This is a genomic window from Streptomyces cadmiisoli, from assembly GCF_003261055.1.
Classification (GTDB): domain Bacteria; phylum Actinomycetota; class Actinomycetes; order Streptomycetales; family Streptomycetaceae; genus Streptomyces; species Streptomyces cadmiisoli.
On sequence record NZ_CP030073.1, the window covers coordinates 4,202,141 to 4,223,111 of the forward strand.

The 20,971-nt window shown below is 72.2% G+C and carries 18 protein-coding genes; 6 read left to right on the plus strand and 12 right to left on the minus strand.

Annotation, left to right across the window (positions count from 1 at the left end; all coding sequences use genetic code 11):
• Positions 1-23: 23 nt before the first annotated feature.
• Positions 24-611 (plus strand): TetR/AcrR family transcriptional regulator, encoded by a 588-nt coding sequence (locus DN051_RS18000; RefSeq protein WP_053762934.1) that lies wholly within the window; start codon positions 24-26, stop codon positions 609-611.
• Between the two features lie 73 nt (positions 612-684).
• Here the strand turns inward: DN051_RS18000 and DN051_RS18005 are convergent, their stop codons facing one another.
• Complete coding sequence (locus DN051_RS18005; protein WP_053762935.1) at positions 685-1,383, minus strand: M23 family metallopeptidase; 699 nt, start codon at positions 1,381-1,383, stop codon at positions 685-687.
• A 374-nt stretch (positions 1,384-1,757) separates the two neighbouring features.
• Here DN051_RS18005 and DN051_RS18010 point away from each other — a divergent pair, with 374 nt between their 5' ends.
• Positions 1,758-4,859: an NACHT domain-containing protein gene (locus DN051_RS18010; protein WP_112439068.1), complete on the plus strand. Its 3,102-nt coding sequence runs from the start codon at positions 1,758-1,760 to the stop codon at positions 4,857-4,859.
• 128 nt (positions 4,860-4,987) lie between these two features.
• Entirely contained in the window at positions 4,988-5,623 is a 636-nt protein-coding gene (locus tag DN051_RS18015; RefSeq protein ID WP_112439069.1) for an HAD family acid phosphatase, read from the plus strand.
• A 101-nt stretch (positions 5,624-5,724) separates the two neighbouring features.
• Here the strand turns inward: DN051_RS18015 and DN051_RS18020 are convergent, their stop codons facing one another.
• Positions 5,725-8,253 carry an ATP-dependent Clp protease ATP-binding subunit gene (locus DN051_RS18020; protein WP_053762938.1) on the minus strand — a complete coding sequence of 843 codons (2,529 nt, stop codon included), beginning with the start codon at positions 8,251-8,253 and terminating at the stop codon, positions 5,725-5,727.
• Positions 8,254-8,683: 430 nt separating this feature from the next.
• Between DN051_RS18020 and DN051_RS18030 the strand changes: the two genes are divergently transcribed.
• The gene (locus tag DN051_RS18030; RefSeq protein WP_053762939.1) at positions 8,684-9,310 is read left to right on the plus strand and encodes an SCO3374 family protein; all 627 of its coding nucleotides are present in this window, start codon (positions 8,684-8,686) and stop codon (positions 9,308-9,310) included.
• Here the strand turns inward: DN051_RS18030 and DN051_RS18035 are convergent.
• From DN051_RS18035 to DN051_RS18080, 10 genes are all read right to left on the minus strand, one after another.
• Positions 9,289-9,624 (minus strand): histone-like nucleoid-structuring protein Lsr2, encoded by a 336-nt coding sequence (locus DN051_RS18035; RefSeq protein ID WP_030872805.1) that lies wholly within the window; start codon positions 9,622-9,624, stop codon positions 9,289-9,291. The genes DN051_RS18030 and DN051_RS18035 overlap by 22 nt on opposite strands.
• 247 nt (positions 9,625-9,871) lie before the next feature.
• A complete protein-coding gene (locus DN051_RS18040) occupies positions 9,872-10,405 on the minus strand; it encodes an amino-acid N-acetyltransferase (protein WP_053762940.1) in 534 nt (177 codons plus the stop codon).
• A gap of 9 nt (positions 10,406-10,414) precedes the next feature.
• The gene (locus DN051_RS18045; protein WP_053762947.1) at positions 10,415-10,888 is read right to left on the minus strand and encodes a BlaI/MecI/CopY family transcriptional regulator; all 474 of its coding nucleotides are present in this window, start codon (positions 10,886-10,888) and stop codon (positions 10,415-10,417) included.
• 202 nt (positions 10,889-11,090) lie between these two features.
• On the minus strand, positions 11,091-11,270 hold the full coding sequence (locus DN051_RS18050) for a hypothetical protein (protein WP_053762941.1): 180 nt from the start codon (positions 11,268-11,270) through the stop codon (positions 11,091-11,093).
• A 141-nt stretch (positions 11,271-11,411) separates the two neighbouring features.
• Positions 11,412-12,095 (minus strand): hypothetical protein, encoded by a 684-nt coding sequence (locus DN051_RS18055; RefSeq protein WP_112439070.1) that lies wholly within the window; start codon positions 12,093-12,095, stop codon positions 11,412-11,414.
• Between the two features lie 739 nt (positions 12,096-12,834).
• Positions 12,835-13,632 (minus strand): type III pantothenate kinase, encoded by a 798-nt coding sequence (locus DN051_RS18060; RefSeq protein WP_053756448.1) that lies wholly within the window; start codon positions 13,630-13,632, stop codon positions 12,835-12,837.
• A gap of 10 nt (positions 13,633-13,642) precedes the next feature.
• The gene (gene nadC / locus DN051_RS18065) at positions 13,643-14,617 is read right to left on the minus strand and encodes a carboxylating nicotinate-nucleotide diphosphorylase (RefSeq protein ID WP_112439071.1); all 975 of its coding nucleotides are present in this window, start codon (positions 14,615-14,617) and stop codon (positions 13,643-13,645) included.
• 5 nt (positions 14,618-14,622) lie between these two features.
• Positions 14,623-16,392 carry an L-aspartate oxidase gene (locus DN051_RS18070; protein ID WP_112439072.1) on the minus strand — a complete coding sequence of 590 codons (1,770 nt, stop codon included), beginning with the start codon at positions 16,390-16,392 and terminating at the stop codon, positions 14,623-14,625.
• Entirely contained in the window at positions 16,389-17,402 is a 1,014-nt protein-coding gene (gene panC / locus DN051_RS18075) for a pantoate--beta-alanine ligase (RefSeq protein WP_112439073.1), read from the minus strand. Before panC ends, DN051_RS18070 begins: the two co-directional genes overlap by 4 nt.
• Entirely contained in the window at positions 17,399-18,331 is a 933-nt protein-coding gene (locus DN051_RS18080) for a Rossmann-like and DUF2520 domain-containing protein (protein ID WP_053756451.1), read from the minus strand. Before DN051_RS18080 ends, panC begins: the two co-directional genes overlap by 4 nt.
• A gap of 203 nt (positions 18,332-18,534) precedes the next feature.
• On the opposite strand from DN051_RS18080, the gene DN051_RS18085 reads away from it, so the two are divergent.
• Positions 18,535-19,695: a threonine aldolase family protein gene (locus DN051_RS18085; RefSeq protein ID WP_425471777.1), complete on the plus strand. Its 1,161-nt coding sequence runs from the start codon at positions 18,535-18,537 to the stop codon at positions 19,693-19,695.
• Positions 19,696-19,841: 146 nt separating this feature from the next.
• Complete coding sequence (locus tag DN051_RS18090) at positions 19,842-20,948, plus strand: DUF5937 family protein (protein WP_053756453.1); 1,107 nt, start codon at positions 19,842-19,844, stop codon at positions 20,946-20,948.
• The last annotated feature ends 23 nt before the right edge of the window (positions 20,949-20,971 follow it).

Sequence of the window (20,971 nt, forward strand, 5' to 3'; positions counted from 1 at the left end):
GAGTCACGAGGACGGGCGGCAGGATGGTCGGCAGCAGGCAGCAGCGACGCGGCAACACGCGCCAGCGCATCCAGGACGTGGCACTGGAGCTCTTCGCCGAGCAGGGCTACGAGAAGACGTCGCTGCGCGAGATCGCCGAGCACCTGGACGTCACCAAGGCGGCGCTGTACTACCACTTCAAGACCAAGGAAGAGATCCTGGTCAGCATCTTCGACGACTTGATGCAGCCGATCGACGAACTGGTCGAGTGGGGCGGACACCAACCCCACACGCTGGAGACGAAGCAGGAGATCGTCCGGCGCTACAGCCGGCTGCTCACCGACGCCGAGCCGCTGTTCCGCTTCATGCACGAGAACCAGGCCACCGTACGGGACCTGCGCATCGGCGAGTTGTTCAAGGAACGCCTGCGGGGGCTGCGCGCCATCATCATCGACCCGGACGCGACCCTGGCGGACCAGGTCCGCTGCGTCAGCGCGATCTTCACGCTGCACGCGGGCATGGTGTTCGTGATGGGGGAACTCGAAGGCGACCCCGAGGAGAAGCGCAAGGCAATCCTCGAGGTCGCCGTCGACATGGTGACCCAGGCGCACCGGGGTGGGCCGGAGGGCTAGGCCGTGGGGCCGCGGGCCGGTACGACTGTTCGGTCGTCGGCCGCCGGCCCCGCCGGCGAGGCGGTCAACCGCCTCAGAGCGTCACACCCTTGCCGCGCAGGAAGGCGACCGGGTTCATGGCGGAGCCGTAGTTGGGGCTGGTGCGGACCTCGAAGTGCAGGTGCGGGCCGCTGGAGTTGCCGGTGTTGCCGGACAGGGCGATGCGCTGGCCGGCACCCACGGACTGGCCGACGCTCACGTTGACGCTGGAAAGGTGGGCGTACTGGGTGTAGACGCCGTTGGCGTGCCGGATGACGACGGCGTTGCCGTACGCGGGACCGTCACCGGCGCCGTTGCCGCCGGCCTTGACCACGGTGCCGGCGCCCGCGGCGACGACGGGGGTACCGGTCGGGACGGCGAAGTCCTGGCCGCTGTGGGTGGACTGCCACATACCGCCGGCCTGCGCGTAGCTGGCGCTGAGCTGGTAGCTCTTGACCGGGGCGGTCCAGCCCGCGGCCTTCTTGACCGGGGCGGACTTGACCTGGGTCACCTTGGCGGTCGCCTTGGTGTTCGCGGCGGCGGCGACCGCGGCCGCCTTCGCCTGAGCCGCGGCCTGCGCCTTGACGGCGTTCGCGACACCGACGGTGGCGGTGGTGGGAGCCGTGGCGGTGTTGGCCGCGGCCGCGACCCCGGTTCCCAGCACGACCGAGGCGCCGAGACCGGCGGCCAGCACGGCCGCGCGGTTGCGGAGCTGGAACGTACGGGAAGAACGGGACGTGACACGCGAGAACATGCGAAACCTCATGGGGCCGGGGACTGGGAAACCACCCCGCGAACGGACGTCCGCCGAAGTGGCCATCCCTTGGTAACCCGCCGACCCCGAAACCCCAAAGGGTGTGATCTACGACGGAATCTAGTACTCCGCCACAAAACCCCCGGACCATTGACAGAGGCGATATTCGGGACAAATCCCCCCAGAACAACCCTCTCTATCCCAGAACACGGGGCTAATTGTCTGTTTTGCCCTTATCACCCTCTCTACTATTCCTGCTAGTACCCTCCAAATCGCCTGTGCGGCATGTCACCGGGGGCCAAGATCGAAGGACCCCTGAATGTGACGGGCGCTACGCTGCGGTTTCCTGCCAACGGGGCTCAGGGGGAGGCCGGGTGGAACCGTCGGTCATCGGCATGCGGCTGGCGTCCGCAGTGGTCGCACCGCTCGTACGGAAGCTGTTCAGGGCGGAGGGACCGGGCGCCGGGCTGGTGGACCGCCCCGTACGGATATCCGGCTACGTGTCCTTCCGGGGCGAGCAGTGCCTGCTCGGCCGCGACGACGTGACCGGACTGGCCGCCGAGCTGGTCCGCCGGGCCCTGAAGGACGCCGGTGAGCGCCCGCTGCCCGCCGGTGAGGAGGTGGCCGTCGTGCACGCCCTCGCCGACAGCCTGCACGCCCTCGGCGACCTCACCATGACGGACGTCCAGGCCGTGGAACTGGGCCACGAGGCCCTCGCCGCCCGCCTGGGCGCCGCCGCCGGCCACCCCGAGCGGGAGCTGTCCCTCGACGCCGGCCACTTCCACGACCGGCTGCTCGCCACGGCCTGTCTGCACGTCCTGCACTTCTTCACCCAGCGCTCCACCTTCGTCGCCCGGACCCTGGTGGAGCAGACCCGGCGACAGCGCGAACTCATGGCCAAGGTCGACGAACTCATCGCCCGCACCCCGCCCCCCGGCGGCCGGGACACCGCCTTCGAGCACCGCTACCTGACCCACGTCACCACCACGCACAGCCGGCTCACCATCTACGGCATCGACCTGTACGACTCCCCGGACCGCTGGCCCCTGGACGCCGCCTATCTGAGCCTGACGGCGCTCCGCCCCGGCGAGGACGACGACACCGCCGACCCCGACGGCCGCGGCCTTCCGGCGGCCGCCACCGCGATCCCCGCCGAACAGGCCCTCGCGGAGCACGACCGGGTACTGCTGCGCGGGGTGGCCGGCGCCGGCAAGACCACCCTGGTGCAGTGGCTGGCGGTGACCGCCGCCCGGGGCGACCGGATCCCCTTCGTCCTGCCGCTGCGCACCCTCGTCCGCCGCCCCGACGGCCTCCCCGGCCCCGACGCCTTCCTGGCCGCCGCGCGCGTCCCGTTCCACGCCGCCCAGCCGGACGGCTGGGCCGACCGTGTCCTCGGCGCCCGCCGCGGGCTGCTGCTGATCGACGGACTCGACGAGATCCCCGAACGGGAGCGGGCAGGCACCCGGCACTGGCTGCGCGGCCTCCTGGACGCCTATCCCGGCAACCAGTGGCTCGTCACCTCCCGCCCCTCCGCCGTACGGTCGGACTGGCTCACCGAGGACGGCTTCACCGAGCTGATGCTCACCCCCATGAGCGGCGACGACGTGACCGCGTTCGTCGACCGCTGGTACACCGCGGCCCGGACCGGCGCGGCCGACCCCGACCGCCTCGACGGCCACCGCCGCTCCCTCCTCGACGCCCTGCGCACCAAGCCCGACCTCGGCCGCCTCGCCACCAACCCGCTGATGTGCGGACTGATCTGCGCCCTGCACCGGGACCGCCGGGGCCATCTGCCCGGCGGCCGGCAGGAGTTGTACGACGCCGCCCTGTCGATGCTGCTGGCCCGGCGGGACGAGGAACGGGACATGCTCCCGCACGGGAGCGGTGTGCACCTCACCGAGCTCACCCGGATCCAGCTGCTCCAGCGCCTGGCGTACTGGCTGATCCGCAACAACCGGTCCGAGCTGGACCGCGACCGCGCCGAACGGATCGTCGCCGACGTACTGCCGTCCCTGCCGGGCGCCGCGGCCCAGGGCGACGCCGCGCGGATCCTGCGGCATCTGCTGGTCCGCAGCGGCCTGCTGCGTGAACCCACGGCCGGGACGGTCGAATTCACGCACCGCACCTTCCAGGACTACCTCGGCGCCCGGGCCGCCGTGGAGGACGGCGACTTCGGGCTCCTGGTGCGCGGGGCCGCGGACGAGCAGTGGGCGGACGTGGTCCGGATGGCGGTGGCGCACGCCCGGCCCCGCGAGCGGGCCGCACTGCTGCGGGACCTGATCGGATCGGCGGACCGGCTGGAGGCGGGCGCCGGCACGCGCGTCCGGCTGCTCGCCCTGGCCTCGCTGGAGCACGCGACGGAGCTGGATCCCCGGGTGCGGGCCGAGGTCGAACAGAACGCCGCTCCGCTGATCCCGCCCCGCACCACCGACGAGGCACGCGCCCTCGCCTCGGCCGGCCCGCTGGCCCTGGAGCTGCTGCCCGGTCCCGAGGGCCTCGGCGACGGCGAGGCCCGTGCCGTGGTCGTCACGGCGTCGCTCATCGGCACCGAGGCCGCGCTGCCGGTCCTGGCCCGCTACCGCGACCACCCCGCGCTGGACGTCAGGGCCCAACTGAGCTGGACCTGGCACCGGTTCCCGGCCCGGCGGTACGGCACGGAGGTCATCGCCCATCTGCGACCGGACGGCCTCTTCTTCGCCGCGCACTCGGCGGAGCACCTGCGCGTCCTCGGCGAACTCGGCGGGCGGCGTTCGCTCCAGCTGGCCGGCGGCCTCGACCCCGCCGCGCTGCCCGACGACGTCGCCGAGCTGATCGTCCGCGGCAACGACCGGCTGCGGGACCTGGCCTGCCTGGCCGGTCTGAACCGGCTCACCCATCTGGAGCTCACCAGATGCCCGCACGTCCAGGACGTCGCCCCGCTGGCCCGCCTCCCGCTGAGCCGGCTCTCGCTCGGCGTCCTGCCCGGACTGGAACGGCCGGGCGCGCTGTCCCCGCTGTCCGGCTCCGCGGCCCTGTCCCAGCTCGACCTCGGCATCACCCTGCTCGCCGCCTCCCTCGACGAGGCCCTGCCCCGGGACCTGCCGCTGCGCCACCTGCGGCTCACCGGGAACGCCACGGCGCACACCGGCCTGCGCGGCCTGCACCGGCTGTCGACGCTGCGGCGGCTGACCCTCGCCGCCCCGGCAGCGGCACTGGCCCCGGAGGACTTCGAGGAGATCGCCCGCCTCCCCGCCCTGGAGGAGCTGCGGACCGACTGGCGGGCGGTCGGGCGGCAGGGCCCGCCCCTGACCGGGGTCACCGCTGTGCGCTTGAACAACGTCGACGGCGGCGCGGACCTCTCGGCCGTCCCGGCCCTCTTCCCGGACCTGCGCGAGGTCACCGTCAACCTCGCCGCCGGTGTCACCGAACTGCCGGAGCACGTCCTCGAACCGCTCCCGGTGCGGCCGACTGTCGCGAAAATGCGCGGAGTTGTGTGACGCACACCCCTGTTCACCTACCGTCCAGTAACCCTACGGTTCCCCTCAGGCCATCCACACCTACGAGCATGCCCACGACACGTAGACATGCCGTGCGGAGACACCGCACGGGCGTGAAGGGACCCCCCATGACGAGACGACGCCCCTGGGCGAGCCGCACCGCCGCTACCGCCGTCGCCGCGGCCGCCCTCGTGACCGTCGCCGCACCCGCCCAGGCCGCGACCGGCACCGGCACCGGCACGACGAAGGCGACCACCGCAGCCGCGGCGGACGTGGACTACGACACCTGGCAGCGGGACTGCCGGGCCGTGATGGACCAGGCGCTGCCGTACGTGAAGCAGCGGATCGCCGAGGCCGGGCCGGGTGAGAGGCCGGCGATCGTCTTCGACATCGACAACACCACGCTGGAGACCGACTTCGGCTTCCGCTACCCCCAGCCCGCGAACCAGCCGGTCCTGGAGATCGCCGAGTACGCCCAGGACCGCGGCGTCGACATCTTCTTCGTCACCGCCCGCCCGGGCATCCTGCACCTGCCGACCGAGTACAACCTCGAAAAGGTCGGCTACGAGGTCGACGGCCTCTACGTCCGCGGCTTCTTCGACCTCTTCAAGAACGTCGCCGCGTACAAGACCGCCCAGCGCGTCGACATCGAGTCGAAGGGCTACACGATCATCGCGAACATCGGCAACAACACCACCGACCTGTCGGGCGGCCACGCCGAGAAGACCTACAAGCTGCCGGACTACGGCGGCCAGCTCTCCTGACCCGGGCCGTGACCGGCCGCCCGCTCCCACCGGCCGGCGCCCGCACGGCATGACGAAGGGCCGGTGCCCGAAGGCACCGGCCCTTTGTCATGACCCGAGGCTTACGCCTCCTTGCTCAGGTTCGGCCCGGCTCCGCCGCCGGCCGCCTGCTCGATCGGCGGGACGTCCGGCAGCGCCGACTTCTCCTCACCCCGGAAGGTGAAGGTCTTGGCGTCGCCCTCGCCCTCCGTGTCCACGACCACGATGTGGCCGGGACGCAGCTCGCCGAAGAGGATCTTCTCCGACAGGGAGTCCTCGATCTCGCGCTGGATGGTGCGGCGCAGCGGCCGGGCACCCAGCACGGGGTCGTAACCCTTCTGTGCCAGCAGCTCCTTGGCGGACTGGGAGAGCTCGATGCCCATGTCCCGGTCCTTCAGGCGCTCGTCCACCTTGCCGACCATCAGGTCGACGATCCGCAGGATGTCGTCCTGGGTCAGCTGCGGGAAGACGACCACGTCGTCGACGCGGTTGAGGAACTCGGGCCGGAAGTGCTGCTTGAGCTCGTCCGAGACCTTGTTCTTCATGCGCTCGTAGTTGGACTTCGTGTCACCCTGCGCCGCGAAGCCCAGGTTGAAGCCCTTGGAGATGTCCCTGGTGCCGAGGTTGGTCGTCATGATGATGACCGTGTTCTTGAAGTCCACGACCCGGCCCTGGGAGTCGGTCAGGCGACCGTCCTCCAGGATCTGCAGCAGCGAGTTGAAGATGTCCGGGTGGGCCTTCTCCACCTCGTCGAAGAGGACGACGGAGAACGGCTTGCGGCGGACCTTCTCGGTCAGCTGGCCGCCCTCTTCGTAGCCCACGTAGCCGGGGGGCGAACCGAAGAGACGCGACACCGTGTGCTTCTCGCTGAACTCCGACATGTCGAGGGAGATCAGCGCGTCCTCGTCACCGAAGAGGAACTCGGCGAGGGCCTTGGACAGCTCGGTCTTACCGACACCGGACGGGCCGGCGAAGATGAACGAACCACCCGGACGCTTCGGGTCCTTCAGACCGGCACGCGTACGGCGGATCGCCTTCGACAGCGCCTTGACGGCGTCGACCTGGCCGATGACCCGCTTGTGGAGCTCGTCCTCCATGCGCAGCAGACGCGAGGACTCCTCCTCGGTCAGCTTGAAGACCGGGATACCGGTGGCCGTGGCAAGGACCTCGGCGATCAGCTCGCCGTCGACCTCGGCGACGACATCCATGTCGCCGGCCTTCCACTCCTTCTCCCGCTTGGCCTTCGCGGCGAGGAGCTGCTTCTCCTTGTCGCGCAGGGAGGCGGCCTTCTCGAAGTCCTGCGAGTCGATCGCGGACTCCTTGTCCCGGCGGACTCCGGCGATCTTCTCGTCGAACTCGCGCAGGTCCGGCGGCGCGGTCATCCGGCGGATGCGCATCCGGGAACCGGCCTCGTCGATCAGGTCGATCGCCTTGTCGGGCAGGAAGCGGTCCGAGATGTACCGGTCGGCCAGGGTGGCGGCCTGGACCAGCGCCTCGTCGGTGATCGAGACACGGTGGTGCGCCTCGTACCGGTCGCGCAGACCCTTGAGGATCTCGATCGTGTGCGGCAGGGACGGCTCGGCGACCTGGATGGGCTGGAAGCGGCGCTCGAGGGCCGCGTCCTTCTCCAGGTGCTTGCGGTACTCGTCCAGCGTGGTGGCGCCGATGGTCTGCAGCTCACCACGGGCCAGCATCGGCTTGAGGATGCTCGCGGCGTCGATGGCGCCCTCGGCGGCACCCGCACCGACCAGCGTGTGCAGCTCGTCGATGAACAGGATGATGTCGCCGCGCGTGCGGATCTCCTTGAGCACCTTCTTCAGGCGCTCCTCGAAGTCACCGCGGTAGCGGGAGCCGGCGACCAGCGCGCCGAGGTCCAGGGTGTAGAGGTGCTTGTCCTTGAGGGTCTCGGGCACCTCGCCCTTGACGATGGCCTGAGCGAGGCCCTCGACGACGGCGGTCTTGCCGACGCCGGGCTCACCGATCAGGACCGGGTTGTTCTTGGTACGGCGGGACAGCACCTGCATGACCCGCTCGATCTCCTTCTCGCGCCCGATGACCGGGTCGAGCTTGGACTCACGAGCGGCCTGGGTGAGGTTCCGGCCGAACTGGTCGAGGACCAGGGACGTGGAGGGGGTGCCCTCGGCAGGACCACCGGCGGTGGCGGTCTCCTTGCCCTGGTAGCCGGAGAGCAGCTGGATCACCTGCTGCCGCACCCGGTTCAGATCTGCGCCCAGCTTGACCAGGACCTGGGCGGCGACGCCCTCGCCCTCACGGATCAGGCCGAGCAGGATGTGCTCCGTGCCGATGTAGTTGTGGCCCAGCTGAAGGGCCTCGCGGAGCGACAGCTCCAGGACCTTCTTGGCACGGGGGGTGAAGGGAATGTGCCCGGACGGGGCCTGCTGGCCCTGGCCGATGATCTCCTCCACCTGCTGGCGGACCGCCTCGAGCGAAATCCCGAGGCTCTCAAGGGCCTTGGCGGCGACACCCTCACCCTCGTGGATCAGGCCCAGGAGGATGTGCTCGGTGCCGATGTAGTTGTGGTTGAGCATCCGGGCTTCTTCCTGAGCCAGGACGACAACCCGCCGCGCGCGGTCGGTGAACCTCTCGAACATCGTTAATCGCTCCTCAGAGCGGTCAGGCAGTAAGGGGAACTTCCCCTCCCTGTCCTTCCGCAGCTTAGTCCCGCAAGCGGGGACCGCTCATTCCAACTGCCGACACCGTCGATGGCCTCCTGACCCCGAACGCCGACATATGCTCCAACCCGATGGTGCGAGACGATGTTCCCGCAGGCCAGGCAGTTACCCTCACCACCAGTACGCCGATGGCGAACGTGAGACGGCCTTTCCTGCGTGTCGCCCCCTCCCACTAGGGATGTCTTACCCGCTCGGACTGACAGTCCATGCCGCGCGCACTGGTTCCCTCCGCTACGGGCGAACAACATTGCGCCTCCCCGCACCCCCACACGCCCCCCATTTCCGCACGCCGCGCGTTCGAGTGGCCACCCAGCGTAACTTGGGAGACTTTTTCATGGTTGCGCCGGGCATGGTTGGCTCCGCGCCCCCCGCGCACACCGTCCCGCCGCCCCGTCGGCCGCCCGATCCGAGCGGTCAGGTCCGACGGTGGTACGAGGACGGGCTCGGCTGGGCCACGGTGCCCGGCTCTCCACTGCGGCTGGCCGTGGGGCTGCGCTTCGACGTCCTGGACGTCCCCGAGGAGGCGGGCCGGGCCGCGCTGCGGCACCTGCGGCAGGACTCGCCGGTCGCGCTCCAGGACGGCCGCATGCGGTTCCTGGTCGCCGCGGACAGCGCCCGGGAGCTGCCGGGGCTGCTGAGCTGGCTGGAGTGGGGCTCACTGGCCCTGGACCTGACGGCCGTGGGCGAGGGCGGGGTCATCGACGCGCCGCTGCCCCCGGCGGGGCCGGCACGGAGGGATCCGGCGCCCGGTGCGCCGCGGTCCGGGACCGCGGGGCCCGAACCTCTTCAGGGGGCCGCCGTGTGGCTGCGGCCCCCTGAACCGGGGTGCGAGGTCGAGGCCTCGCTGCCGACGCTGTCGGCCTTGGGGGGCGGCGGAAGCGCCCCCGATCTCGTACGGCTGGTGGAGACGGTGGCCACCCACTGCCACCGGATCCGACTGCGGCGCGCGAGCGCTCAGCCGTTGGCCTTCTCGTAGGCCTCGCGAATGGACGCCGGCACGCGGCCACGGTCGTTGACCTCGTAACCGTTCTCCTTGGCCCAAGCACGGATCGCAGCGGTGTCCTGGCTGCCACCCGAAGCGGCACGCGCCTTTCCACGCCCGCCGGAAGCACGGCCACCGGTACGCCGGCCGCCCTTCACATACGGGTCGAGAAGGCCGCGAAGCTTGTCCGCGTTGGCGGTCGTGAGGTCGATCTCGTACGTCTTGCCGTCCAGCGCGAACGTCACCGTCTCGTCCGCCTCGCCGCCGTCGAGGTCGTCGACAAGAAGGACCTGAACCTTCTGTGCCACCGGATTTCCTTTCATCGATAACGTGAGGGCCGGGGTTGTGCGGCGTCCGCCCGTTTCGCCGCCCCCTGTTATATGCACTACAGCAGTACGTCGGAAAGCAAACCGCTTTTGCGGGAAAAACACAAACCCCCGACAGAGACCAGTCCGCGCTCACCGACCCGGAAACATGCGCGTTTCGGACATAGGGAACCCGGGCAGCGTGACCGCGCGGAATACTCTTCGCATACCGTCGGCATACCCCGGGCGATCACAGATGCAGAAGCATCCGGCTGTTGCCCAAGGTGTTCGGTTTCACTCGTTCGAGTCCGAGGAACTCCGCGACACCCTCGTCATAGGAACGCAGCAGCTCGGTGTAGACATCCGTGTCGACCGGCGTCTCACCGATCTCCACGAAGCCGTGACTGCCGAAGAACTCCACTTCGAAGGTCAGGCAGAAAACGCGCCGAACGCCCAGCCAGCGTGCGGTCTCGACCAACTTCTCCAGCAACTGATGGCCGACGCCGGCGCCCTTCAGACCGGGCTTCACGGCGAGAGTGCGGACTTCCGCGAGGTCTTCCCACATCACGTGCAGGGCACCGCAGCCGACCACCTCGGCGTTGCCGTCCCGTTCCGCGACCCAGAACTCCTGGATGTCCTCGTAAAGCGTCACCGTGGCTTTGTCGAGCAGGATGCCCTTGCGGACGTAGGCGTCGAGCAGCCGGCGCACGACCGGGACATCGCTGGTCCGGGCCCGGCGGACGGTGATGGCTTTTGCGGTGACTTCGGGACTCTCTGCGGACATGAGCGGACGCTATCGCCCGTGGGCCTCCGGTGCGGAGCCGGGGTTCTCGCGCGGGTTCTCACCGGGGCTGCCGGGCTTCTCGTCCGGGTTCTCGTCCGGGTTCTCGCCGCCGGTATCCGAGGCGGGGGCGGAATCCGGGACTTGGGGCTCGGCTGTTTCCGGTCCCTCGACGATGCGTACGGCGTCCCGGAGGGCCTGTCGCTGTTCCTCGCTCATCATGCCGAAGAAGGCGACGAGCGCGGCCGCGGGGTTGTCGCTCTGCGTCCACGCGTCGTTCATGAGGGCGGCGGCGTAGGCGGCTCGGGTGGAGACCGCCTCATATCGATAGGCCCGGCCTTCCGCTTCGCGGCGTACCCAGCCCTTCTGATGGAGATTGTCCAAAACGGTCATCACCGTGGTGTAGGCGATGGACCGATCCTGCTGGAGGTCTTCCAGGACTTCTCGAACGGTCACCGGGCGGTTCCACTTCCACACCCGCGTCATGACCGAGTCTTCGAGTTCTCCCAATGGGCGAGGCACAACTCAGCACAATAGTGGGAGTTCCGCCTACTCGCGTGCCGAACCGGCAGGATTAGTTATTTTTCGGCGCACTTCAGAACAAATGGGGCAGATGTGATGTCGCGCCGAGGGCCCGCGAGGTGCGGGACGCGGGCCCTTGCCGGGGTGGGACAGCGCTCGCGTCGGCTCAGCCGTCGCTGCGCACGGAGGGCTGGTGGGAGTCCTCCATCCGCGCCAGGGCGGCGTCGACGGCCGCGTCCTCCTTGGCCTTGTTGGCCCCGCCCTGGGTCTTCACGATCACCCTGATCACGCCGATGAAGAACACGGCCATGACGACCGGGGGCAGGAGCGCGGAGACGTAGTCCATGGCCCCAGGGTAGAGGGGCGGACCGGGACGGTTCGGGCGGGGGGTGCGGAGTTCGGGCGCGGTGAAAACAGGCGTGGTGAGGGGCTGGTCGCCGCGGGGCCGTTCGGGTGGGACGGCCGCGGCGGGGGCCGTTCGGGTGGGTCAGCCGACCGCCAGCCGCTGCGAGGGGGGCGCGGGAGGCCGGGGCGGTTTGCGGCGGGGGAACACCTCGCCCGGGGTGGGAACGGGGCGGCGGGCGGGCTTGGGGGCCGGGGACGCCGGCTGGGCGGGGCCGGGCTTCTGCGCGGGCTTCTTCTCCGGTTCGGACGCGGGGTCGTCGGCCGCGCCGGCACCGGAGTGACCCCCCGGGGCACCGGCGGACCTGCCACCGGGGAGGGCCTGGAGGTGGCTGCGCGAGGCCGGCACGTGGGGAGTGCGGCCGGCGGGAACGAGGGGGGTGCGGAGGGCGGCCGCACCGCGGGCGGGACGCGCGCGTACGTCCTGTTCGGCGAGGGCCTGGCAGCGGTCCAGGAGGGCGGCTCCGGCGGGGTTGCCGCGCAGGGCGCGCAGGGCGGCGAGGTCGTCGGGCAGGGGGCGGTACCCGGCGCTCAGCGCCTCCTCCAGAAGCGTGCAGTAGCCGGCCGCTGTGCCGGGCAGGGTGGCGCGGTAGCGGGCCAGGTCGGCCACGAGGAAGGCCGCCAGGCGGACGCCCTCACGTACCGCCTCGTCGAGGGACTCGGCGAGGCGGAGACAGTCCTGGACGTCCTCGGCCGAAGCCTGGCCGGGGTGAAGGGCGAGGGCGAGAGCGCGGCGGAGCACACGCAGCTCCTGCGCACCGAACGCCATGCCGCCGCGGGATCCGTGAGGCGTGGGCATGGAGGGGACGGTACGCGCTAATCAGACAAACCAGGCGGTAGGGGCGGGCGTGGCGCGATCACGCCACCCGGGTGGTGGCGCCCACGGTCCGCCCCGACCTGGGGCGTTCGCGCCGCGGGGGCGGCATGGGCGGGGGTGGTGGCTCGCGCCGGGGGGGGGGCGGCATGGGCAGGGGTGGTGGCTCGCGCCGCGGGGGCGGCATGGGCAGGGGCGGTGGCTCGCGCCGCGGGGGCGGCATGGGCAGGGGCGGTGGCTCGCGCCGCGGGGGCGGCATGGGCAGGGGCGGTGGCTCGCGCCGCGGGGGCGGCATGGGCAGGAACAGCGGCGTGCCGCAGGCGCTGGGCCCGGGGCGCGGGCGAGCCACACGGGCGGACGCGACCCTGCCCCGCAAGCACCAGGCCGCCACGGGCCTTCGAGCCGCACGGGCGACACGCACAGACAAGGCAGCACCCGCAGGCCCGAGCCACTGCGGCCGGCACGGCAGCACCCCGCAGACGCCGGACCGCGCCGCGGGGGCGACCCGAGCCGGCTCGGCGGCACCCCACAGGTGCGGGACCGCGCCACCCCCCGGCACCGGCGCCGGACCGCGCGACCCCTCCCCCTCCCGACCGCGGCGCCGAGAGGCAACGCGGCCCCCGGCGAACCCCGGCGAACCCCGGCGGCGGAGCCGCACCCCCTGCCGCCGCGGCGGGCAGTTCCTGGACCCGGGCTACATCCGGGACACGTTGCGTTCGTAGACCAGGCGGAGACCGACCAGCGTCAGCCACGGCTCGTGCTCGTCGATCACCGACGACTCCCCGAGCACCATCGGCGCGAGCCCGCCCGTGGCGATCACCGTCACGTCGTCCGGGTCTTCGGCCAGCTCGCGTGCCATACGGTTCACCACGCCGTCGACCTGGCCGGCGAAGCCGTAGATGATGCCCGACTGCATCGCCTCGACCGTGTTCTTGCCGATCACGCTGCGCGGCCGGGCCACCTCGATCTTGCGGAGCTGGGCGCCCTTGACGCCGAGGGCGTCGACCGAGATCTCGATGCCGGGGGCGATGACACCGCCGATGTACTCCCCGCGCGCGCTGACCGCGTCGAACGTCGTCGCCGTACCGAAGTCGACGACGATCGCGGGGCCGCCGTAGAGCTCGACCGCGGCGACGGCGTTGATGATGCGGTCGGCGCCGACCTCCTTGGGGTTGTCGGTGAGGATCGGGACGCCCGTCTTGACGCCCGGCTCCACGAGGACGGCGGGGACGTCGCCGTAGTAGCGGCGGGTCACCTCGCGCAGTTCGTGCAGGACCGAGGGGACGGTCGCGCAGATGGCGATGCCGTCGATGCCGTCGCCCAGCTCCTCACCCAGCAGGGGGTGCATGCCCATCAGGCCCTGGAGGAGGACCGCCAGCTCGTCGGCGGTGCGGCGGGCGTCCGTGGAGATGCGCCAGTGCTCGACGATGTCTTCGCCGTCGAACAGGCCGAGCACGGTGTGCGTGTTGCCCACGTCGATCGTCAGCAGCATGTCCGGTTCCCTACTCCGCCGCTCGCAGGTCCAGGCCGATGTCGAGGATCGGCGAGGAGTGGGTGAGGGCTCCCACGGCGAGGAAGTCGACGCCGGTGTCCGCGTAAGCCCTGGCGTTGTCGAGGGTCAGGCGGCCGGACGCCTCCAGCGCCGCGCGGCCGCGCACCAGGGCGACGGCCTCCTCGCACTCGCCCGGCGTGAAGTTGTCCAGCAGGATCAGGTCGGCACCCGCGTCGACGGCCTCGCGCAGCTGGTGCAGGGTGTCGACCTCCACCTCGATCGGCACGTCCGGGAAGGACTCCCGTACGGCCTTGAAGGCCTGCGCCACGCCGCCGGCGGCGACCACGTGGTTGTCCTTGACCAGGGCCGCGTCGGAGAGCGACATGCGGTGGTTCACGCCGCCGCCGCAGCGGACCGCGAACTTCTCCAGGGAACGCAGGCCCGGCGTCGTCTTGCGGGTGTCCCGGACCTTCGCCACGGTGCCCTCCAGGACGTCCGCCCACGCGCGCGCGGCGGTGGCGATGCCGGACAGCCGGCACAGCAGGTTCAGCGCGCTGCGCTCGGCGGTGAGGAGGTCGCGGGTGCGGGTGGTGATCGACAGCAGTGTCCGGCCCTCGGTCACGCGCTCGCCGTCCTCGACGTGCCGTTCGACCTCGAACTCCTCCTCGCAGACCACCGACATGACCGCCTCGGCGACCCGCAGGCCGGCCACGACGCCGGGTTCGCGGGCCACGAAGTCGGCGGTGGCCACCGCGTCCTCGGGGATGGTGGCGACCGTCGTGACGTCGACGCCGCCCGCGAGGTCCTCCTGGATGGCGACGTTGGCGATGTCCTCGACCTCCAGGGGGTCGAGTCCGGCGTCGGCCAGCAGCTGGGCGAGCGCGGGGTCCAGGCCGCACTCCAGGTACGCCTCGTCGTCCGCGCCGCAGGCGCAGCCGTCACCGCAGCCGTCGGACGGGGCGAGGGGAAGATCGGGGGTGCTCACTGCTCTCACTGCTCCTGGGGACGGTGCGCCGGGTGGTGCGTGGGGATGCCCCCGGCTCGAGCGGAGCCGAGAGATCGGGGGTGGGTCGGGGGGAAGTCTGCGGTATCGGTGGTGTGTACGGCGAGTGTGCGGTCCGGATTCAGCCGCACGACGAGGTGGCGGGCCCACCCGGCGTCGTCGCGGTCGGCGTGGTCCTCGCGCCAGTGGCAGCCCCGGGTCTCCTCCCGCTGGAGGGCGGCGGCGACCAGCACGCGCGCCACGCACAGCAGGTTGGTGGTCTCCCAGGTGTCGACGCCGGGCTCGGCCGTCTTGCCGTTCTCGTCGAGGGCGTCGCGTGCCTCGCTGTGCAGTCGCTGGAGGCGCTCGGCGGCCCGGGCGAGGGACTCGGCGGAGCGCAGGACGCCCGCGCCCCCGGTCATGATCCGCTGGATCGCGAAGCGGTCCTCCGGGGCGAGCAGCGGGTGGGCGGGCTTCTCGGGCTGCGGTTCGGGAACGGGCACGCGCGCGTGGGGACCGTCGTGCCGGAGGCTCACCGCGATGTCGTGGGCGATGCGCTCGGCGTAGACCAGACCCTCCAGGAGGCTGTTGGAGGCCAGCCGGTTGGCGCCGTGGACACCGGTGCAGGCGACCTCACCGCACGCGTACAGGCCGGGGACCGTCGTACGGCCGCGGGAGTCGGTGCGTACGCCGCCGGAGGCGTAGTGGGCGGCCGGGGCGACCGGGATCGGCTCGTGCACGGGGTCGATCCCGTGGGCGCGGCAGGCGGCGAGGATCGTGGGGAAGCGCCGCTCCCACATCTGCGCGCCGAAGTGCCGGGCGTCGAGGAACATGTGCTCGGCGCCCTGCTCCTGCATACGGCGCATGATCGCCTTGGCCACGATGTCCCGGGGCGCCAGCTCGGCCAGCTCGTGCCGACCGAGCATGAAGCGCACGCCGTCGGCGTCCACCAGGTGGGCGCCCTCGCCGCGCACCGCCTCGGAGACGAGCGGCTGCTGGCCCTCGGCGTCCGGGCCGAGGAACAGCACCGTGGGGTGGAACTGGACGAATTCGAGGTCGCTGACCTCCGCCCCGGCGCGCAGGGCGAGTGCCACGCCGTCGCCCGTGGAGACCGACGGGTTGGTGGTGGCCGAGAAGACCTGCCCCATGCCGCCGGTCGCGAGGACCACCGCGGGGGCGTGCACGGCGCCCACGCCGTCGTGCTGGCCCTCGCCCATGACGTGCAGGCTCACACCCGCGCTGCGGCCCTCGGCGTCCGTGAGGAGGTCGAGGACGAGCGCGTTCTCGATGGTGCGCAGGCCACGCGCGCGTACCGCCTCGACGAGGGCGCGGGAGATCTCCGCGCCGGTGGCGTCACCGCCGGCGTGGGCGATCCGGCGGCGGTGGTGGCCGCCCTCCCGGGTCAGCGCCAGCTCGCCCTCGGCGGACTCGTCGAAGTGCGCGCCGGTCTCGATCAGCCGCCGTACGGCGTCGGGGCCCTCGGTGGCGAGGATCCGTACCGCCTCCGCGTCGCACAGGCCCGCACCCGCCACGAGCGTGTCGTCCAGGTGCTGTTCGGGGCTGTCGCCCTCGCCGAGTGCCGCGGCGATGCCGCCCTGGGCCCAGCGGGTGGAGCCGTCGTCGAGGCGGGCCTTGGTGACGACGACCGTCCTCAGGCCCGCCGCCTCGCAGCGCAGGGCGGCGGTGAGGCCGGCGACGCCAGAGCCGACGACCACGACGTCCGCGGAGATGGACCAGCCCGGAGCGGGCGCGTGCAGTCGTATGCCTGTGCTGGTCACGAGGCGGCTCCGAAGGTGAGGGGGAGGTTGTCGATCAGCCGGGTCGTACCGACCCTGGCGGCGACGGCGAGGACGGCCTCGCCCGTGAAGTCGTCCCCGATCTCGGTGAAGTCGGACGGGTCGACGAGGGCCAGGTAGTCCAGCGCCAGGGGCGGGTCGAGCCGGGCGGCCTCGTCGATGACCGTGCGGGCGGCGGCACGGACCGCCGCGGGGCCGCCGGGCGCCGCCTTGGCGACGGCGTGCGCGTCGGCCGCGGCGCGGGACTCGCCGATCGCGCTGAGCGCCTCGGCACGCGCGCGTGTGGCGGGTACCTCCCGCGCCCGCGCGCGCAGCGCCTCCTGCGCGGCGTGCCGGTCGCGGCCCGCGAACAGGGCGCGGGACAGCGTGAGCGCCGTGCGCCGCTCCTGAGGGGAGAGGTAGCGGTTGCGGCTGGACAGGGCCAGGCCGTCGTCCTCGCGGACGGTCGGTACGCCGACGATCTCGACGCCGAAGTTCAGGTCCCGGGACATGCGGCGGATCAGGGCGAGCTGCTGGGCGTCCTTCTGCCCGAAGAACGCCACGTCGGGCCGGGTGAGGTGGAGCAGCTTGGCGACCACGGTGAGCATCCCGTCGAAGTGGCCGGGGCGCACGGCGCCCTCCAGGCGCTCCCCCATGGGGCCCGCGCTGATCCGGACCTGTGGCTCACCGCCCGGGTAGACCTCCTCCACGCCCGGGGCGAACACGGCGTCGGCGCCCGCCTGCTCGGCGACCTTGAGATCGGCCTCCAGCGTGCGCGGGTAGCGGTCCAGGTCCTCGCCGCGGCCGAACTGGAGCGGGTTCACGAAGACCGTGACGACGACGAAGCCGTCCCGGCCCACCCGCTCGCGTGCCGCGCGGACGAGGGTGGCGTGGCCGTCGTGCAGGGCGCCCATGGTCATCACGACGGCGGTGCGGCCCGGCACGGCGAGGTGCTCGCGCACGTAGGTCAGGTCGTCCACCGTGGGGACGAGTTCGAAGGTCCGGCGGCTCATCGGTCTCCCCCGTTCTCGGGCAGGTTCGCGTCCGCGGCGAGCACTCCGAGCAGGTCCTCCGCGAACTCCGGCTTCAGCAGCCCGTGGGCGAGTGCCCGGTCGGCGGTGGCGCGCGCCATCGCCAGATAGCCGGCGACGGCCTGGGGCGCGTGCCGGCGCAGTTCGGTGACGTGCGCGGCGACCGTGCCGGCGTCACCGCGTGCCACGGGGCCGGTCAGGGCCGCGTCGCCGGAGCGCAGCGCGTTGTCCAGGGCGGCGCCGAGCAGCGGGCCGAGCATGCGGTCGGGGGCCTCGACGCCCGCCGTGCGCAGCAGCTCCATGGACTGGGCGACCAGGGTGACCAGGTGGTTGGCGCCCAGCGCGAGCGCCGCGTGGTACAGCGGGCGGTTCTCCTCGGCGATCCACTCGGGCTCGCCGCCCATCTCGATGACGAGCGCCTCGGCGGCCAGCCGCAGTTCGTCGGGCGCGGTGACGCCGAAGGAGCACCCGGCGAGCCGCTGGACGTCCACCGGGGTGCCCGTGAAGGTCATGGCGGGGTGCAGGGCCAGCGGCAGTCCGCCGGCCCGCAGGGCGGGCTCCAGGACCTTGGCGCCGTACCGCCCGGAGGTGTGCACCAGCAGCTGCCCCGGCCGGACGGCACCGGTGCCGGCGAGGCCCTCGACGAGGCCGGGCAGGGCGTCGTCCGGGACGGTCAGCAGCACCAGCTCGGCCCGCTGGAGCACCTCGGCGGGGGTGAGCACCGGCACGTCGGGCAGCATCAGGGCGGCCCGCCTGCGCGAGGCGTCGGAGACACCGGAGACGGCCACCGGGCGGTGCCCGGCGAGCTGGAGTGACGCGGCGAGTGCGGGGCCCACACGACCGGCGCCGACGACGCCGACGGTGAGGCGCGCGGGGCGGTCCCTGGGGTCTGGTTGTTGGCTTGTACTCACGCGACGGCGGCCTTCCCGTTCCAGTCCGCTCCGGGTACCGGACGATTTCTCGTCATGTTAACGCGATCGGTTCGAGCGGCGTTCGGTTGTCCACAGGCTGTGGGCGGAGCGGCGGCACATCGCCCACCGAGGAAGCGGGGCCCAGGAGCCGCGTGCGCGAAAGCGGCTGCCCCCGCGAATCGCCAGGAGGCATGATCCGGGGCATGAGCGATACGGCGGAGGAAGAGCGCAAGCTGCGCTACGAGCGGCGCAAGGCCGCGTACCGGAGCGCGCGGCGTGTGCTCGCACGCTCCAGCGTGCTCAGCACGCTGCGGGAGCGCCTGGCGCGTCTGGAGAACGCCCACGAGCTGTACGACCTGGACGAGACCGCCGACCTGTACGGCAACGGCGTCGTCGAGGCCCTGGAGGACAAGGTCGCCGGACTGCTCGGCACCCAGGCCGCGGCGTTCTTCCCGACGGGCACGATGGCCCAGCAGGTGGCGCTGCGCTGCTGGGCGGGCCGCACCGGCGACCCGAGGGTCGCCCTGCACCCGCTCGCCCACCTCGAAGTGCACGAACGCCATGCTTTCACGCAGGTCAGCGGCTTGCGACCGGTGCGGCTGAACAGTGCGCCGCGGCAGCCGACCGCCGCCGAGATCCGCGACCTCGACGAGCCGTTCGGCACGCTGCTGCTGGAACTCCCGCTCCGGGACGCCGGTTTCGTGCTGCCGTCCTGGGAGGAACTGGACGAACTGGTGGCGGCGGCGCGCGAGCGCGACGCGGTGGTGCACTTCGACGGCGCGCGCCTGTGGGAGACCACCGTGCACTTCGGGCGCCCCCTGAAAGAGATCGCGGCCCTCGCGGACAGCGTGTACGTGTCGTTCTACAAGTCGCTCGACGGCTTCGGCGGCGCGGCCCTGGCCGGTCCGACAACCCTGGTGGACGAGGCGAAGGCATGGCGCCACCGGTACGGCGGCCAGGTCTTCCAGCAGTTCCCGACCGCGCTGTCGGCGCTCGCCGGACTGGAGCGGGAACTGCCCCGGCTGCCCGGCTACGTGCGGCACGCGCGCGTGGTGGCGGCCGCGCTGCGCGAGGGATTCGCCGCGGCCGGTGTGCCCTGGGCACGGGTGCACCCCGAGCAGCCGCACACCAACGAGTTCCAGGTCTGGCTGCCGTACGACGCCGATGCCGTCGCGGAGGCGGCGGTCCGCCAGGCCGAGGAGACGGGGACGCTCCTGTTCGCCCGCCCCTGGGACGCCCCGGGTCCGGGACTCGCCGTGACGGAGATCGACGTACGGGCCGCGGGCCTGGAGTGGACGCCCGAGGACGTGAAGGCGGCGGTGGCGGAATTCGTCGCACGGGTGCGCCGGGGGGCTGACGGGTAGGGGGCGAGCGGGTCGCGCCGAGCCGCTCGGGCGGAAGGCCGGCCGCACGTCTCGGGCGCCGTCGGTGTCGCTCGGCGTGCCGTGTCGATTGACGGCCGCCGTCAATCGAGGGCGGCGTTGTCGGTGGCGGGGTGCACCATGTGGCCATGAGCGTGCGCATCGACATCGCGGGGCTGCGGCAGGAGAGGGTCGCCGTCGTGCCCTCCCCCCTGGCCGAGCTCGGCATGGCACTGCACGCGCTGTCCGAGCCGGGCCACCATCCGGGACTCCAGGGCTGGGTGACGGCGGTCACGGCCCGGTTCGACACCCATCTGGCCGACCGCATGTGCGAGGCCGACTTCCTGTGGCGCTCGACGTTCTCCGACCTCTTCATGCCGTTCGCCGGCATCCCGGGCCGCGGCACGCTGCCGGGTGCCACGCTCGCCGAGGACCTGGACCTCCTGGACAAGCTGACCGACGAGCAGTTCGTGGACGCCGCCCTGGAGTTCACCTGCGCCATGCCCTACGACACCGAAGCCGCCGGCACCCTCTCCGACCCGGAGCTGCGCGACCGGGCCCTGGCGCTGGCCGCCGCGCGCGGGCCGCAGCAGATGCGCTTCACCCAGCGGCTGCTGGCCGACCCGCCGCGGATCCGCGCCTGGCTGCGGCAGTTCCTGGAGGACTGCGACGAGGCGTTCTTCGCCGAGGCCTGGTCCCGGCTGCGCCACCAGCTGGCGAGCGACGCCCGCCACAAGACCGACCTTCTGCACCGCAAGGGGCTGGGCGAGGCACTGGCGTCGGTCTCCCCGTCGGTGACGCTGGACGAACCGGCCGCGCGGATCACGATCGACAAGCTCGGCATCGGGCACACGGCCACGCTGGACGGCGGCCTGCTGCTGGTGCCGACGAGCCTCGGCTGGCCGCACCTGAGCGTCCTGCACCGGTACGGCTGGCAGCCGGTCCTGCACTACCCGATGGGTTCCCCGGAGCCGGTCGCCCCGCCGTCGGTGGAGCAGCTGACGCTGCGGATGACGGCCCTGTCCCACCCGGTGCGGATGCGGTTGTGCCGCAGCCTGGCCCGCAGCGCGTTCACCACCAGCGAGCTGGCCCAGGTGCACGGCATGACCGCGCCCGAGATATCCCGGCACGTGAGCGTGCTGAAGAAGGCGGGCCTGGTCACCACCCGCCGCCGCGGACGGTACGTCCTGCACCAGCTGGACGTGACGGTGGTGGCCCGGCTGGGCAGCGACTTCCTGGAAGGCATCCTCCGCTGAACGGGCCGGGCGGGCGCGCGAGC